5 protein-coding genes are annotated in these 17,931 nt (G+C 33.3%); 1 reads left to right on the plus strand and 4 read right to left on the minus strand.

All coding sequences use genetic code 11. The features are described from left to right. Nucleotides 1-20: 20 nt before the first annotated feature. Genes J7E44_RS17275 through J7E44_RS17290 form a run of 4 tightly spaced genes read right to left on the minus strand, consistent with a single transcriptional unit; the run spans nucleotide 21 to nucleotide 16,007 of the window. Nucleotides 21-4,808 carry a hypothetical protein gene (locus J7E44_RS17275; RefSeq protein WP_214831659.1) on the minus strand — a complete coding sequence of 1,596 codons (4,788 nt, stop codon included), beginning with the start codon at nucleotides 4,806-4,808 and terminating at the stop codon, nucleotides 21-23. A gap of 2 nt (nucleotides 4,809-4,810) precedes the next feature. Continuing rightward, the gene (locus J7E44_RS17280) at nucleotides 4,811-11,650 is read right to left on the minus strand and encodes a hypothetical protein (RefSeq protein WP_214831660.1); all 6,840 of its coding nucleotides are present in this window, start codon (nucleotides 11,648-11,650) and stop codon (nucleotides 4,811-4,813) included. Nucleotides 11,651-11,660: 10 nt separating this feature from the next. Then, nucleotides 11,661-12,704, minus strand: a complete 1,044-nt coding sequence (locus tag J7E44_RS17285; protein WP_214831661.1) for a hypothetical protein — start codon at nucleotides 12,702-12,704, stop codon at nucleotides 11,661-11,663. A gap of 6 nt (nucleotides 12,705-12,710) precedes the next feature. Next, the gene (locus tag J7E44_RS17290) at nucleotides 12,711-16,007 is read right to left on the minus strand and encodes a hypothetical protein (protein WP_214831662.1); all 3,297 of its coding nucleotides are present in this window, start codon (nucleotides 16,005-16,007) and stop codon (nucleotides 12,711-12,713) included. A gap of 906 nt (nucleotides 16,008-16,913) precedes the next feature. Between J7E44_RS17290 and J7E44_RS17295 the strand changes: the two genes are divergently transcribed. After that, complete coding sequence (locus tag J7E44_RS17295; protein WP_214831663.1) at nucleotides 16,914-17,915, plus strand: EamA family transporter; 1,002 nt, start codon at nucleotides 16,914-16,916, stop codon at nucleotides 17,913-17,915. Nucleotides 17,916-17,931: the final 16 nt, after the last annotated feature.

Here is a 17,931-nt window from a genome sequence, read left to right on the forward strand (position 1 = left end):
TTATTAATTATAATTAAGGGTTAGTTAGGGCTAACGATAAATGTTTGCTCGATGATCATTCCATCAGTTCCATCGGAAGAAATTCCACCAATGTTTGTTGAAGAATCCGGACTGTACAGGGTAATAATTCTGTCATCCTTACTAAACATACCTGAGGTATTTTCCGCAACAACTTTAAAATGGTAGTAAATAGGATTCCCGTCTGCATCTTTTACTGTAAGCGGATCCAATCCTATTTTTTCTAATCGCAAGAAAATCGTATGATCATTAATATCAAATATTTCTTTAGGAATCCAGGCATCAGTATTTGTCTGGGGATCGTTTTCAAAAAGAAATAACTGCACTTTTGAAGTATCATTTGGAACAATATTCATTCTTGCCACTTCTTTCCAATTCCCTTGATTACTCATTTGATAAAGGTGATATCTACCTTTATAGCATTGTTCATTCCAGCTCAGCAGACCTGAAGTAACCACATTTCCGGTAATCGGATTAGATTCAAATTTCAATTCCGGTGATTCTGGTAAAACATTTTCTGTAATAGTTGTAATCATCAATTTTGAGGCTTCAGAAGGTGCATATTCTGTTACAATTACATCAGATTGATTGTTTCCATTATAATTTGCTTCTGCATATTCTACTTCAGCTTCTACCGTTACACGATAGTACAACGGATCACTGAACGGAACTTGAGGTAAATCTGAAAAACCATCTTCTAAAACCCATGTCTCATGATCCAACATTCCTGCCGCTTCAAGGTCAAGTTCTTTAACCAGCTCCATTGTTCTTACAGAGACAGCATCCTGCATATTAAGAGCACGGTATAGTTTTGCTTTCTTAATATTGTAGATTTTGTTGTACGAATTGATTGTCACTTCCATTTTTGGTAAAACATTCTGTTCTTTATTTTCCAGAACAGGGATCACACTTTTAATTTCAGGAGTTCGCAATGGGAATGAATTAACCATTCTTACCGGGCCAACAGCAGGACTTAATTCTCCCTGAACCAATTGAGCGTTGGTTTCCTTTACAGCATAGAAATAAACACTTGTAGAGGCACCATCTAATGTGAAATCGACAAATAGTGTTTTATTGGTTCCCAAAACTTTCATCATTGGAGCCATATCGAACTCTGGACTGGTGGGATTCAGGAAAGTTCCATTTTTATCTCTAATTGACTGAGCTTTTGGAATGGGTTGATAAGTTCCTCCTTTAATATGCTGATACAGAATTGGAATCTCTGTAAGAGGAACAAATGAATTCTGAATCGTTTCCCTTACAAAATCATAGAATGTTAATTTCCCAAATCTTCCATTTGCATCCGGATGAATAATTTCATGCAGCATATCCTGAATATGATGATACTCCAAGGGGCTAATACTATCGTTATAGTAGCCGTTATGCTGAACAATGAATTCGTTGATACTTCTAAACAATGCTTTATTATTAGGAATAGGAAAACCATATCCATTATACTCTCTGAACTTGCTTGTTGAAGGATCAAGTGTCGCATTCGCCAGTTCCAATAATCTGGCATTGAAAAATTCATCATTATTATGGATGCGTATATCTTCTATAGAGTCCGCTGTTGGAGTAGCATTATACCCTTCTGTATATTCATACAACGAACTTAATAGAATATCATCATTGCTGCGAAGATACATTACACTAAATGGCCTGTGTCCAAAACTAGTTGTAAACGCATATGATGAACGTCCAAAATAATCTGGTCTTGTAGCATATTTTGCACCCAATGGTTGCTCTGGAGTTTTAGGAGCTTCAATTCTTCTTCCAAACATCATGGTAGGAATGGAAATTCTCGATTTATAATCATTGTAGGTGAGATCAATGCTCCGAGCCCCGAAAATACTGTACTTTTCCAATACATCAGGATCCTGAGGAATTACAAAATCTTTCGTCAGTCGGCATGGTGCATTATAATAAAGGTATGCTCTGTATCCTGGATAGAAATTTACCTCTTCTGTTCTTGAAAAATTATCCGGCTGTAAAGGATCAGTTGCAAAAGATTCATCCAAAGCAAATAATCTTAAATCTCCGGTTCCTATATTATCAATACGAATTACTTTAAGTGTTCTCAGTTCCTTTCCCTGCTGACCGGCGACGGAAACACGTACACTTCCTCTATACCATTGTACACTGTCCGCATTGGCAATCATTGAATGTTGAGGATGGTGACTCAATGTATATCCCGGGAAATTAAGTTCATATAATCCTGAAAAAGGGGCACCATTAGTCTCTGCTCTTTTGATATTGGCATGTTTTTTTATTCCTCTGAATTTTCTGAAATAGGTGTTATAGGTTATATCTGGAGCTACTCCTGATTCGACTGTAATTTCTTCAGTATAAATAGGCCAATTGTCTCCAATTTTAATTTTCAGAGGGTGTGGATTTGATGTTCCCCAGGTTGTCGTATTTTGCATATTTTCCACAACCATAAAGGATTCATCTACATTGGGTACTACAAAATTAGCAGGATCAAAAACCACTGGTGTATTTTGTCCAAAAGCATTTCCAACCTGTTTTTTATAAATATGAAAGATCGGAAAGTCGGGATCGCTACCTGAAACGATATTATCAATAATATAATCGTCAGCTCCTACTTTAAAAATACCACCAATATAATTTTGAAACTCTCCGACAGGAATCGTAGGGTTTAAAACCTGTGCAGGACTTGTAGCCGTAGCTGTACTGCTTAATTGTAACCCTTTTGTTTTAACTACAGAAACCAATGGATTTCCAGAAAGATCCGTTATCGTATCTACTACTCCAAACACCTGGTTAGGGATTTCAGGGCGATAAAATACTTCTATCTGATCAGCAAATAATTCTTCATTATCAGGTAGCGGATTAAAGGTAGACAGATCTACACCATTTATAGCTTTTTGATAAGAAATCATATCTTGTGATGCATCATATTCCATGGTAAGTCTCACCAAAGTTTTATCATTGGCCAAATTCTGTGCATACATATCTTGCTCATTCTGAGAAGTAAGCAATAATGGCAGCTCTTCCTGAATTAAAAAAGCATTAACACTGGAAGGCGGCAATAAAGTATTTGCAGGTCTTATCTTTGACTCCACTTGCCATACTTTCTCTGATAATTTTGATCTTGAGAACCAATTGACCCCGTAGGAACCATATACATGTTTTCCTGATCTTGTTTCTTTATGTACATAAGCTGGATTTCCAAAATCCGGAAGCCCAATAGCTACAGTTTCATTATATGATTCGTTACCATCTGAAAATACATTTCTAAAATTAGGATCGTTTGGTAATTCAGGAAGCCTCCATTCTGTTTCATCACTTGATCTATATTCGATACCCACATGAACAGGATAGGTAAACTTAGACATATCAAATTCCTGATTGGTATAATAAAATGGACTGTCAGCAGGTTCATCCGGAGTCATTTCTTCCGTCATTAAGCTTAAATATCTTCCCGTACCATCATGGGTATATCCATCAGAATCAGTAAGACCGCTCATTGTAGTTCCTGCAGTAGGATCGGCTGATACCATTCCTGGAACCGGTTCTTTTAAAATAACCGGTAAACACAAACGTTGATCATCCAATGATGTAGGTAATGTAATCGAAATATGATTAAGCTCATTAGCGCCCTGCCCGTTGCCTAAATCTGCAAGCGTAACATAATAAGCGGCATAGATATATTGATCGTTATTATAAATCTGATCGCTCATATCCAGGCATCCCAAGCCTAACATTCTTGCAGTATGATAATCAAGCCCCGCCATTTGAAGATTATTAAAGTGAGAAAACTCCAAAGGGTTAGGATCACTCTGATCATCATTCAGGTAGTAATAATCAAGAGCTAAAGGGTTAGCAGCATTATTACTTAGTTCCAGATATCTCTTAACAGAATGTTTAATCGTATTTTCAGGATCATCCAATTCATTCCATCTTCTCTGATAATTTTTGATATTTACAAATTCATTATCATTATATCTTGGCCAGACAGCATGTATAGGATGATGATCCGGATCCGGATCCAGTCTGTATTTTAGTACTTCATCATCATCCAAGGAAAGTCCAAACTTTCCAATTTCTTCCCAATTACTCTTAAAGACCACATCTTCATAAAATTCAAAATCAACTTTTGTAATAATTGTATTGGTAGGTAAAAATCGAACACTTCTTCCATTTTCAGCAAATATTTTTTCCGAAAAATCGACAATATTCTTTCTGAATGTAACATTCTTTGGTAATCCCAATAGGTCAGTTTCTACAGAGAGAATTTCTGTTTTTGCTTTCCCATCTGATTGTGGAGTAAGTTGCGTAGAGAAAAATAATTTTTCTCTACATTCAACTTCAATGATATTACTTCCATACTGTTCCAAAAACTCTTGTGGATTTGAAAATGGATCGACTGTATTTCTTACTTCGTGATATTTACTGATATTTCGGAAATACACATAAAACATTCCCACTTCACGACCCCCATACAACCATAGACCTTCTGAGTCAACGACTGTTGTGGGAGAGTCTGTAAGGTAAAGACTTCTGACTTGAGGATTGTAAGACGTTCTGAATATTCTTACGAAATCATCCTCTTTATTAAAACCTTTTGGAACACCTGAATAGTTACCTCCTTTTGGCAGGTGTTCTGCAGCTGGACCTTTCAGTGTCCATCTTAAATGAATTCCCGGAGTACTGTCTTCTCCCTTGGATCCGGCAGCTTGCACATATAGACAATTCGATTGTAAAAGAACATTAGTAGTAGGAAGTGATCCTGCAGCCCTATTTGTATTATTATTTATATTGAAAGACATGTTTATTCGTTTATTTTAATATTTTTAGCAACAATTGTTTTGGAAATGTCATATTTATCCCCGTTCCAAACTTTATAAATGAATTGGAAATTCATTTCATTTTCTACAATAGAATTCCCCGTATTCATGATAAGAGCCTGGGCGTAATCTTTTGAATAGATCATACTGTAATTACTATCTGGAAGAAGTTTTCCTGAACTATTCGGTTTTACGACTTCAATCATTCCTTGGTTTTTCGGATCATTAAGATCTACTGTTGATCCTTTTACCCTATTAATATTTTCAATTGGAATCTTAGGATGATTGAACGGCTCTGGATTTCTCACAAGAATGGCAATAACTTTTCCTGTTGCCGGATCAATAATTTTATTAAATTCAGTAGTAGGAGCATCTTCCTGTGGAGTAACCCCAAACAATCCCTGAACAATCCTGTCAAACGGATGTTGATATTGCATTGCAATTGCCTGACTTAAAGGATTCGTACATACATTTTTCGGATCGGTATTAATGATATCCCAGGCAGCATTAATCTTATCTGCAGTCAAAGATTTTTCAATACTGTAAACAGCTGGTTTCTTTTTATCAAGCCCATTTTCATCCTTATAATCAATAAGATAACTGCTTACCTGCGCTTCAAAATCCTTATATCGAGAAGTCTGGAAAACAAACTTGTGAACTTCTTTAGCATAATCCTGCTTAATTTGTTCTGTTATATTAGCAAGATCAATTGTGTCGGTTCCCCAATAGAAATTCAGAACCTGAGCTGTATAAAGTTTTTGAGGCTTTAATTTCTTAGGAGTTGCAATTCGGTAGGTAGATTTTGGCTTAACCATTGTTATAATTCCTGTACAGTTAACTCCACTGTTTAGCAAATTAAAATACTGATTCATCACAGGAGGAATTGCTGGGTTATCATCATTTGCCCATTCTTCAAACGTTTGAGGAATATCAACCGGTGAAGTGACAATATCCTGATAAGTAGCATCTAAAATCGGCGGATTTATGATCGAAATTCCTTCTACAGGATCTTTGATAATGATTTTCATAGCACCACCTAACTTTTCCATATCCCCATATTTCTCCCATCCGCCTAATAGTTTAGAAACATAACTTGATGTAAAGTATAAGGATATTTTTGTCGTTTCATCATCATAGAACAGCGGTTTTGCGCTAACTATATTTCCGTCTGCATTTGGATAAGAACGTTGATAGTCAATATAAGCTCTTAATGAGGTGTGAGGATATTGATCAGGATGCGGAGTCTGATGATCTATAACAGTTCCATTGGTATCACGGATTTCCCCGGTAGTATCTTCTAAAATAACATCAGCACCATTCTGATCTTTAAGTTTAATTTCACCATAAGTAGCATCTTTATCTAAATGGAAGAATCCCAGAGGTCCACCCGTACGGAATGTATAAGCATAACTGTATTCTTTAGCATTCAATCCATTATCAACAGTATCTTTTAGCTTAAACCTTACATAGTAAGACGTATCAGGTCTCCAGATCGGCTGAACTGATTTTGTAAGGGCAGTAACTGCAGCCTGAGCATCCTGAGTAATAGCGTCCTGAGTAGGAATATCTACATTATAAGCATAATCTTCTACAGACATCCATTTAATCTCATGAAACAATGTAAAGCATTTCTTCTGATCAACACAATTCCCTAGATCTTTTAAAATTGAAATAATCTCTCTACAAGCATTATCAAATAATGTTTTAAAGAAAGAGTAATCATTCCAACCCCCTTTAATAATAGTCTCAATCGTTACGATCTGTCTTCTTAAAATCTCATTAAGATACTCGTATCCCGGATTTTCTTTGATAAATATATAGTACGCATTCAACAATGGAGAATTGCTCACTACAGGATCAGCGCTAAATTCACCAAATTCCTGAGCAGAAAGATTAGTAGCTAAATTGCATAACTTCTGATCTACACAAAGATTCATCCTTTGTAACAGATTATTGATCTGTTTTAATTTGGTCTTTAAAATCTCAAAACGAGCTATGATCTCAGGATTATTATCCGGATTACCATTGATATATTCTTTTAAATCCAATAAGTACTTATTGTATTGTTCTACGTTTATGATCAGTAGATCTGATGGAATACCCGATGATTGTAGAATATCTAAAATATAATCATATGTTCCTGATTCTATATTTTCATTGATCATTCGAACATAGTTATACTCTTTAACTCCAGGAGAAGGGTTTTTCCTATCAAAAGGCAAGATGAAATTATTGTTGTAATATTTTACCAGTTCAGGATATATCTTACAAACAATTTCGTACTTCTCTTTTCTTGTTCCTTCACATCCTTGTGATTGTAATTGAGCCAGTTGATATTCAAGTTCAGCATATAATGCAGGATCACTTGGTAGCACTGGATCTACTATTCCACCATTATCCAAGGCAATCTGATATCCCTGATCCATTAATACCGCCATCTGTTGCAAAACAAGATCAATCTGTGCATTGTCTGTCACATCAGGAGTAATAACAATTTTTGTAATACCATTCGTAGGTATGTTATCAGGAGAAATCGGATTTTGAAGTTCATCCTTAGAATAATATTTATCCTGTACATCATATTGTACTACGGACTGTGTATTCGTAAGATCAACAAGCGGACTGTAATAAGCTACCGTTACCCCTGTACTGTAGGTACTTAATTTCAATGAAACCTCTTTCGACGGATTTGGCAACATAATCGTAAGCGAAGAATGGTTCTTAAACAGTAATGATTGGTTAAAACCATATAGGTTTATTTCATCAGAAACCTGAGCATGATCTCCCTGCATTACAGGATTTCCATTTGAATCTACTGTATATTGAACATCACCCGATATTTGATAAGAAGCTCCTTCACTTTGGAAGAAATTAGACGTTGAAGCATAATAAAGCGTATTCAACGGCTTTTCTAAGAAATCAGAAACTGAGCTTTCAATATGTTGTCCTTCACAGAATAATGTAGAAGCCAAAACTCCATATTGTTCCGGAATAAACCATCCGGGATTTCCCTGTTCAGTATAAGAGAATGGAGTCATTCCCAATAATCTGATTGCATTATATTGATTATCTTTTTTCTGCCACTGTCCTACTTTCAGGTTATTTAACTCTGGATTATTTGGTTCCATCGCTTTAAAAGGATCATAAGGTACCCAGCCTGAAGTCCCATCGTTACCTAAGATTTCAATTTTCTCTAATGAATACTGATGCTTTACCTGTCTTAGTTCCAGACCTTTCATTACTTTATCAGGTGGAATAAGATCTACTGAATTACCTGCAGCACTGGTATAGCCCCCGATAACACTGTTTGTAACAGTGTTTGGACGTAATCCTTTTGTTGTTTTGATATCAATATAGGTATCCAAAGGCACTACATTCTTAATCGAATTAAAGGCTGGTATTGTATCCGGACTTACCTGTTGTAGATCAAACGTCTCATTCGTCAACATACTCACTCCTTTTACAAGACTATCCGTCTGATCCTGAATTTCTGTAAACGGATTCACAGGATCTCTTTCCACTGTTTTATTGAATTCCCATTTAAGCTCAACTTTAACACTGAAACTGATTTTAAAGAACAGGATCTTTAATTTAAATGCAACACTAAATGCACCATAAATTAAGAATGGCTTCGGTGATTCTACGGCGAGAAGGATTGTAACCGCTGCATAAATACGGATGATCTTCACATCAATATCAATCGCTAATCCTGCTTCGAAATAAGCACCCATCTGAGGTTTTTGGAAACTGATCTTTCCTCCAAGTTCAAGGTAAGCAAGTACAAAGATCTTAACCGGACCGAATTTTCTGTCGAATCTGAATTCTCCTCTAGCTCCCGCTTCAATTCCTTTTCCGGAAATCATTAAGAATGCCTTCAGAGTAAATAGATCTTTCAATAGTTTCGCCTGAATCGGATTTTGTTTTGTTCCGAAATTAATGTACCAGGCTGAAGGATTATTAAAGAAGAAACCAGCCTGAATTTCTGCGTACAATTTGATGATATCACCTGATTCTTCAGGGAATTTATAATCCGCTCCGAATCCGAACTCCAATGAATTGTCTCCAAAAATAAAGAAAGCAAAGAATGGTGGATCGTCCTGGTAAGTCACCCTACTGGAAAGAAGTTTCATTCTCGCATCCACCATAACCATGGATGGAAGTGATAATAATAACATGGCGTTAGCAGAAATAATATTTCCGTTAGCCATCGTATCTCCAAGCAATGCTCCTACTCCTAAAGAGAATGGAAAGCTATATTGTTCTGTCTGATCCGGGCGACTGAATTTTTTAACCCCAACTCCCCTAGCTGGAGCCGTGTAATATTCATACCAGGTATTCTCAGAAGTCATATTGATTGCTTTCTTTTCTGCAACATACCGGTAACCAAGCAAACCACGGAAACCATAGATGGATACAGGTCCTAACGCAATCGGGTTCGGAAGCTCAATATTGGCATCGATCAGAAATGCAGGATATTTCGGCGCTAAACGCATATCTACTCCACCTGTAATTCGGGGGTTTTTCACCTTAAGGCTCACTCCCCCCTGATATTCCTGGAATTCCCCAGGCTCAGGAATAGACAACCAACCTTTGATTGAAACCGTCGGATCACTAGAATTAGCCGGAATCACCATATCCACGTGGATCGTTTGGATATGAAGATATGAATCATGCAGTTTATTTTGAGTCACATCATCATCAATTGTATAGTAGTACTTAATTCCGTCTCCACGGGCATCAATTCCTGCAACTCCAATACTTACTCCACCATCGAAACCGAAGTAGTTGTATTTACGGGTTACTCCATTTTTCACTCTTTCATGAGAGCCAAAGTGAATTGCTGTTACGGAAACCTCTACAGGACCAATTGGAATTTTAATCGGTTTTGGAAGCGTCATATTCCCTCCATTCACTCTGAAATCAATACTACCATCGCTATAAATTCGTAAGGTAGAAATACTTAAAGTCTGACCTTTTAGCAACTCTCCGAATGTTCCTAAAAACTCTACATCTGCGGATGCTCCAATAAAAAACTTGCCATCCTCTTTCCCCAGTTCAACTGAGCTTAAATGCAACTTAAATACATTCCCTAGCTGTATAGGAAAAGGAGGTATAGTAGAGGCTGATAGACGAAAATCTCCGTCTGCTTCAATATGTCCGTCAACTTCAATTTGTACTTCCTGACCTCCGAAAACAGGTACATCATCAGGGTATTTGAATTTAGGAATTCTTAAACCACCCTTTATATTGGAAGACACAATTGAGTTCTGGTTTAATGTAACATCAAATGATTTGAAACCTACTTGGAATCCGTTTTCCCCTCCAAGTCTTTTCCAAAGCATATCACTGTTTCCTCTCAAAGTAGACAGGTAATTTTGGTAGTTCTCTGCCTTATCAAAAAATAAAGGATCAGTTTGTCCTAGTGGCGTTAAAGATAATGGAAAGTGGAAAGGGAATGGTGCATCTGAAGAAGCATTCATATCTCCTAAAACATCCTTAAGCTTTTGGTAATCATCGATGACAACTTTAACAATTTCTCCTTGTGTATTCTTATCATATACAAGGATTGGATAATTAAATACAAACTTATCATTATAGTACTCAAAGCTTGTTCCCTGACTAGCCACCGGAACAGATTCTAACATAATCGTTCCTGAAACTCCACCTGTTCCTACTAGTAAATCATATCCTCCCAACCTTAGTGTTGTGGTTGAAGTAGTTGGGGGGTTACTTTCATCATAGAACCACTTTGGTGGTAATGTTATTGAAATAGCCCTTGCGTAAACTCCTGTAAAATCTGGAGAATATCCATATGCGTCAGCTTCAGGGATATTTTTTGTTTTACTTAGATCCAATTTTAAGCTCTCAAGCTGAACTAATAAACCTGTATTCCCAATTTCAGAATAAGGATTACTTAATGTTCCTGCAATATCTAAATCATATCCTACTCCAGAAATAGTGTCTGCATACAATACCGCTTTAGCAAAATCGAAATATGTTTTTGCATTTTGGTTGGGATCTGGCATTAACTCACCATTTGAATTGGTTATCCAAGGTTTTAAAATATTCCTTGGAAATTCAATTGAGGCAGATGTTTCAAGTGTAATTAGTGCCTTCGGCTTTATAAGATTTAAAATATATTCTTCTATATCTCCTGGAAGAATATTTTTAAAAAATCTTTGTAAATTAGATTTTGTTTGAGATAAGTTTCCATTTTCCAATATGTATGTACTAAACACAGCAATCATCGCCCCCTCTTCATATAAAGAGTTTAAAGAGTCCGCAAGATCTTTAAGCATATTATAAGACAATGTTGGAGATGGTATTGATAACCCTAATGAAGAATTAATATCGTTTACAAACTGCTGAATTGAGTTGCCATTTGAATTAATAAAAATATTAATTGCCTCGTTAATAACCTTTTCATCTGTAAGGTTAAGACTTTTCATGGCTACTTTAAAAATTTCCTTAGGTGAAAACGAAAAGTTATCCAAATTAAATTGCGAAATATAAGCTAAAATAGGCCAGTTATATTGTACTGTTACCGGAAAAGAAGAAATGTTATTATTCTGAAAATCTCTATTAAGTATAAATTTAAGGCCATATATCAAATCAAACTGAATTCTTTCTTTTGAAACTATATTTAAACTATGAAATGCACTATCTCCTAGTAAGCTAGAACTTGTTTGATAATCTTTATAGTATACACTTTTAAAAATATTTTGTGAAAGATTTTTCACAAAGCCTAATTCACTTGGTATACTGTCTAGAGTAATTAGGCTGGATAATTGAGGATAATATGGTTGTGATGTTGGTATTGGCATAATTATTTTTTTAATTAGTCTTTAGTCTCCTTAGTATTAATTCATTGAAGTCTTTTATAAACTGTTCTTCACCATCTATACTTCGAGGATAGTTATTAATATCTATTAGTATTTTTCCTGTATGATCGTCCAAAAGCATTAATATTGGCTTTATCCTATTGTTATTATAATGAGATCTTATTAGCCATGTTTTTCCTACATATTGTTGATAACTTTCTCCAGAATTTAATCCATCACTTTTTATAAAAATAAGATTTGTAGAATCTTCAATTTTTAAATAATTCTTTATTATATTTTGGATATCTTTTTCTTGAAGATTGTACGTACTATCAATTTGAAAAATTTCCTTTCGTTTATCCAAATATTCTCCCCACTTAGAAGGAAAATTAGGATCAGAGTCAAATGATTTAGAAACAATTTCACGTGTTTCATCAGAAACCAAAACTAACAAGTGGTGATCTTTTTCTTTTATATAAAACTCCCAATAATTACCGTAAGGAGTTACATATTTATATATAGAAACCGCTTTCTCTATAAAGTTTTTAATTGTATTTTTATTAATATTATTCTTATCAAGAATATTAATAAAATCTTCAAACTTTAATTTGAATAAGTTATCTCCTATGTTTTCAATTTTTAATGGCTTTTTATTTCTTTGAAGAGGAAAAATTAGCTGGTCTATATTATAAGTTGAATATTTATAAACTAATTGTTTTTTTCTAAGATTCCCCTTTTTATCAAAAGAATTCTCAATCGTCCATGTTGGAAATATGATCTTTACACAAGAATTATCTTTAGGAAACACACGAGCATTTTCATGTACAATAAATAATTTATTTTTTTCATCAAATTGTCCTACTAAACCATTATATTTATTATTAAAAAAAGCAACTGTATCTTTTATATTAATTTTGTTAGGTTCAATTGAAAGACCAATTTTTTTATCGTAAGAACTATAATAACTCTCTATTTTTTCATTACAGCTTTCATTATTGGATGTCTGACAAAAAAATATTTGCGACAAAAAAGAACATACTATTACATAAGACTTCATATATTTTTAATTTTTTAATGTGTTACGTCTGGCAATAATCCACTGCCAAAAAAATGTACCTTGTATAAATTGGTTTAACATAAATTCATCATTATGATAATCCATTAAATTATTAGTAAGAGTTTGTTTTAAAGATATTAAAGCTTTTTTATCAATTTCATAACCAGTAAATGTGTGTTCCACACCAATTGCATGAAAAAATTCATGTGCAATCGCTGTTCTAGTATTATCTAGTATTGGATCGAAAATTAATGCTATTTTCTTTTCTTCAATAGTAGAACCTCCAATTCTTGATAGAACTGTATCCCCCCTACATGGATCAATCATTAAAAATATTTTAACATATCCATGATATTGTGTTTTAAAATCACTCAGATATTCAAAAATAGTTTTTCCATTTATCTTATCTTCCGTATTTACGGTTTTATCCGAATAAAGATAGTCCGTTATTGAAACATTTAAAGAATCAGTATATTTTTCAATCTTTATATTTGCATGACTACTAAATATTCCTAAATTCTCATCATCAAAAGGGTGAAGATTGCGTATTCCTGCATCTGTTTTAACATTTATAAAAACAGTTTTTTGTTTTTGTGTTAGCTTAGAATCGTTTGGCAATATATACAATTTACCAGCTAATAAACCATCTGCTTCAGCCGTAATAATTGAAGTTTTTTCTAATGGTTTAATATTTTCAATTTCAAGAGTAAGCCATTTAAAGCTATTAACATTAGCAGAATTGATCGAAATATATTTTCGCCCTTTTTCATCGCTTTTTACTATTGGTACAACTGATCCATTATCAATTTTTAACATTTTAAAATATCCTATATCAAAATATAATCTTAAAGCAGTTGGTTTCTTAAAACAACTTACTTTTAAATTAATTTTAAATTTAGTAATTACATTTACACCAGTTATATTAGGAATGCTTAGCCAACTTGGTGCATAATCTTTATCATAATCTGCAGCTGTTATCGCAGCCAATTTCCAATTTGTTGGAATAATTTTATATAATCCTTTTGCTTTTATATATAAATGTGGTTTTAATAAAAAACCAGAAGAACTATTAGGATCACTAGAGTCACCTTCTCCTATCAATGAAAATAAACTCTTATCATAAATTTCATATATTGGATCTGGATCTGGCGTGATTTGACTATCACCCTTCCTTAGCCAATCGAACCCGTATAAAACATTTTTATCTGAATATCTTGTATCTAAAGCATTTGAGCCTGTATAAGTATATAATCTCATCCAATTATTTTCAGGCCTAAAATCTACCGTAGTATTAGCAAATTCATCATAATATTCAAAACTATCAGTATAGTCTTTAGTAAAAAAGAACATTTCATCGATTGTATACAAATAAATTTTCTTATCAGGTGAAGGAGTCGTAGTTAGGACAACATTTCCTTGTTCATCATCATATTTTATTTGTATCTCATATTTTCCAAAACTTTTGGGATCCACTGACTCATTAGCCCCAAAATCAATAAACAAATTTGTATTATAGAGATTTGAGCCTGTTGGAAAAACTCTAGATATTAAATCAGCATAATTTTTTTGAGTAATACCTAAAATAAAATAATCTAATGTAAAAATATTAGCATCACTACGAAACACTAATGACTTAATTTTTTCACTACCATCATTAAATTCGCCTCTCCAAATTTCTCCATCCTCAACTCCCATTACATTCTTACAAAAGTCTTTTGAAGTTTTCTTTTCAATTGCAGTATTATAATAACCGGCACTTAGATATGGTGGATATTTTAATTCATAAAAAGAATCAGCTGGTATGTTGGACGCCTTTGGAAGTAACATATAGGTTCTTAACTGTTTTAAATTTGAAGGATCTGTTTTATCAATTATTCCTTTCATATTATAAACACCTAAGTCAATTCCTTTTTCAATAATAATAGGTCTTAAATGGCTAATCCAGCTTATTTTATTACTTGGAGTAAAGTCAGCATCTTCAAAAATCGTTTCAAGGTTTATAGGACCAAAAAAATCGTTGAGAACATTGCCTGATTTTTCAAAAAAATCTATATAAATAAGTTGGGATACGTTATTATCTATTACATAATCGTTAAATAAGAATTTAAAATATTGTGGACTTTGTAACAAATAACCTGATCTTGGTTCATATTGAAGAAGGGTATTAGGTTTTATCTCTTGTAATAAGATGTTGCTAGAGATATGCGAAGGTAATCCTCCTGAAAAATATAATCCATAAATTCCAACATCACTTGTTTTTACTATTAGAGGCCAGTTATGTTCATTTTTGAAAAGCTCATTTCCCCAACTAGTAGAATTATTAATGTTATTTGATCTATAGATATTCTTTTCTGTGTCGGGTTTATAAAATTTATATGACCTATTTCTATCACTTTTTATATAAATATATATTTTATTCTTATTAATAAACTTTGAAACAAAATTGTTATATATATCAGATGGAATTTTATAAGGAGTACTTATATTTCCATTTTTTAAGTTTACAATTCCATCTTTTTCATTGGTTATGTGTAAACCATAAAATGATGCAGGATCAATGAACTTATAAATATTTTCTTTAAATATTTTAGAATTAATATTATTATTTTTTTTTCCTCCAAAAATTTTAATCTCTGGATTATTTGGATTAGAAGGGTGATCCTGGTCAGCTTTTAAAATACACGAAGTAGCTGTTGCGAAATCTAAATTAAAATCTAATCCTGTATCCGATTTTGTTTGGGAGAACTCTCCTTCATCAAGAACTATTTCAAATCCACCAAAACCATTAATAAAATTTCCAATATGTGTTCCTCCTTTTACTTCTAATAAATTATACCCGTCTTTAATAAAGAATTTTTTTATAATTTCAGAAGCTGGATCTGTTGAAACATTTAGATATCCTATTTTATCAACAGTTAAGTTTTCATTTGTTCCATTAAATTCAGTGTAAGAATCCCAAACATTAGTTAAGAAGCTTAGAATAGTTGGATCATTTAGCTGCCTACTTCCATTAACATCTTTGAAAAGATCACTTGCGTTAATGCCCCTATAAACAAAATATTTAATTTTGAGTCCCACACCTATGTCCTTTTTAGGTTTTAATATGATATTTACTTTATCAATGGTTTCTCCATATTTAGCAAAAAATAAAAAACCATCGGCTACTGCATAAGCTGGTAAATTTCCAGCAACACCTGTTGTTATCTGGAACTCATTTTGGTTTATTGATCCAAATGCTTTATTATTTATAAAAGATGAACTAGTAAAAAAATAAGAATCAGGTGATTTTGCATTTATTGACATTGTTATAAACTTTAAAAATTAAAAAATAGCTTAAAATCAATAAATTTCTAATCATGAAATTTATCAATCTTTGTTTTCGTATTAACATATTTCGATTAGTATTTTAAATTCTTGTAAGAAGGGTAAACTACATTATATTCTATAAGAATTGATTGGTTATTAAATTGATTCATAATTGATTTAGTGTTTTGATTGTTAAATATATTAATTTACTTCATAGAAAAGTGAATAAAAACAAAGAGAAAAAGGATTTATTATTAATCCATTAAATGATAATTGAATTTCATTGCATTTTAAAAACAGACTTACCTCTTTATATCACTTATTTCGTTATCTGGAACAAAAGTATCCCTGCTCAACGACAAAACCTGACGTGTTATTTTTAAAATCATAAAATTTAATTATCTGATGAACTCGATGAATTTATAGTAGCGCTACTACCCTTCTTCTCTGTTTTTATTCCCTTAATTCTAAAGCAAAACTATCCCTGCAAAGCGACAAAACTCGACGTATTAAAATTTTATTTAAGTATTTGAAAGTATTCTCAGGGAGTTTTAGAAGAGTTGGAAGAATAGTAAGTGCAACAGAGTAAATAACACACTAATAATCAATCAAATAATCATCAAAAAAAATTAATTTCATAAAAAGTCTACTTTTTTAGTGGACTAATAGAAATATATGTTTTATATTTGCACTCGTATTCAGGAAATAAAAAAATGAAACCGGAATTTAAACATACAGACTCAGCGAATAAACAGATGATCAATAATATGATGATGCAATGCTGTATGCCTGTATTCCGATATTACTGTGGTTAACCTTACTATTATTATGACATATTTTATAAGGCCTTACCACGTTGTAAGGCCTTTTTTATTTACATGAACAACATAAAAAAAATATACAATGAGTACGACTAGCTCTAAAAATAATTGGTTAATCCCAATAGCGTTTACCAATATTTATGTAATCTGGGGGATTACTTTTTTAGCTATTTCTTTTGGATTAAAAGGATTTCCACCTTTTATCTTATCAGGTTTTAGATTTTTAGTCGCTGGAATCCTGATGTTGGGTTATCTGCTGATTAAAGGAGAAAAAGCCAATTCATTAATTAACTGGCGTAAAAACGGTATTACAGGAATTCTTATTCTAACCGGAGGAACAGGTCTTGTTGCCTGGGGTGAACAGTATATCACCGCTTCTGAAGCTGCCATTACCATCGCTACCGGACCATTTTGGTTTATTGCCATTGATAAAAAAAACTGGAAATACTATTTCTCAGATAAATTCATTCCTATTGGATTGATCATAGGTTTTATAGGACTGATTTTATTCTTGAAAGGAAGTGTCAACTCCAATACCCATCTTGCTATAAATGGTTCCGTTCGCATTACTGCATTTATTGTGTTGGCATTAAGTTCAGTGGCCTGGGTTTTAGGTTCTTTATATTCAAAGAAAAATCCTTCCAGCCATTCTACATTGATGAATATTGCTCAGCAGCTGATCATTGCAGGGATTGCTTCTTTCATTATTGCCTATTTTAGAAATGAATGGAATAACTTTTCTATAACGTCGGTTCCATTACCTGCATGGCTAGGGGTATTATTCCTTATTTTCTTCGGATCTATTATCGCTTACCTTTCCTATATCTGGCTATTATCTGTAAAACCGGCAGCGTTAGTAAGTACCCATACCTACATCAATCCTATTGTGACTGTATTTGCGGGCTGGATCATTGCTAATCAAACGATCAACGGGAATCAGTTATTTGGTTTATCCATTATATTAACGGGTGTTCTTCTTACCAATATTACCAAATATTTTAAACTCTCAAAACGATCAAAAGTAAAGATCAGAAGGGCAGTGAGATTTGCTAAGAAAAACAACAGACCCTACCAACCCATATAAATTTTAAGTAATTAAA

Origin of the sequence: Chryseobacterium sp. ISL-6, from assembly GCF_018613715.1 — a bacterium.
Taxonomy (GTDB): Bacteria; Bacteroidota; Bacteroidia; order Flavobacteriales; family Weeksellaceae; genus Chryseobacterium; species Chryseobacterium paludis.

Coding starts and splice junctions, on each gene's coding strand:
- J7E44_RS17275 (WP_214831659.1), bottom strand. CDS start 4,808: ATGTCTTTCAATATAAATAATAATACAAATAGGGCTGCAGGATCACTT.
- J7E44_RS17280 (WP_214831660.1), bottom strand. CDS start 11,650: ATGCCAATACCAACATCACAACCATATTATCCTCAATTATCCAGCCTA.
- J7E44_RS17285 (WP_214831661.1), bottom strand. CDS start 12,704: ATGAAGTCTTATGTAATAGTATGTTCTTTTTTGTCGCAAATATTTTTT.
- J7E44_RS17290 (WP_214831662.1), bottom strand. CDS start 16,007: ATGTCAATAAATGCAAAATCACCTGATTCTTATTTTTTTACTAGTTCA.
- J7E44_RS17295 (WP_214831663.1), top strand. CDS start 16,914: ATGAGTACGACTAGCTCTAAAAATAATTGGTTAATCCCAATAGCGTTT.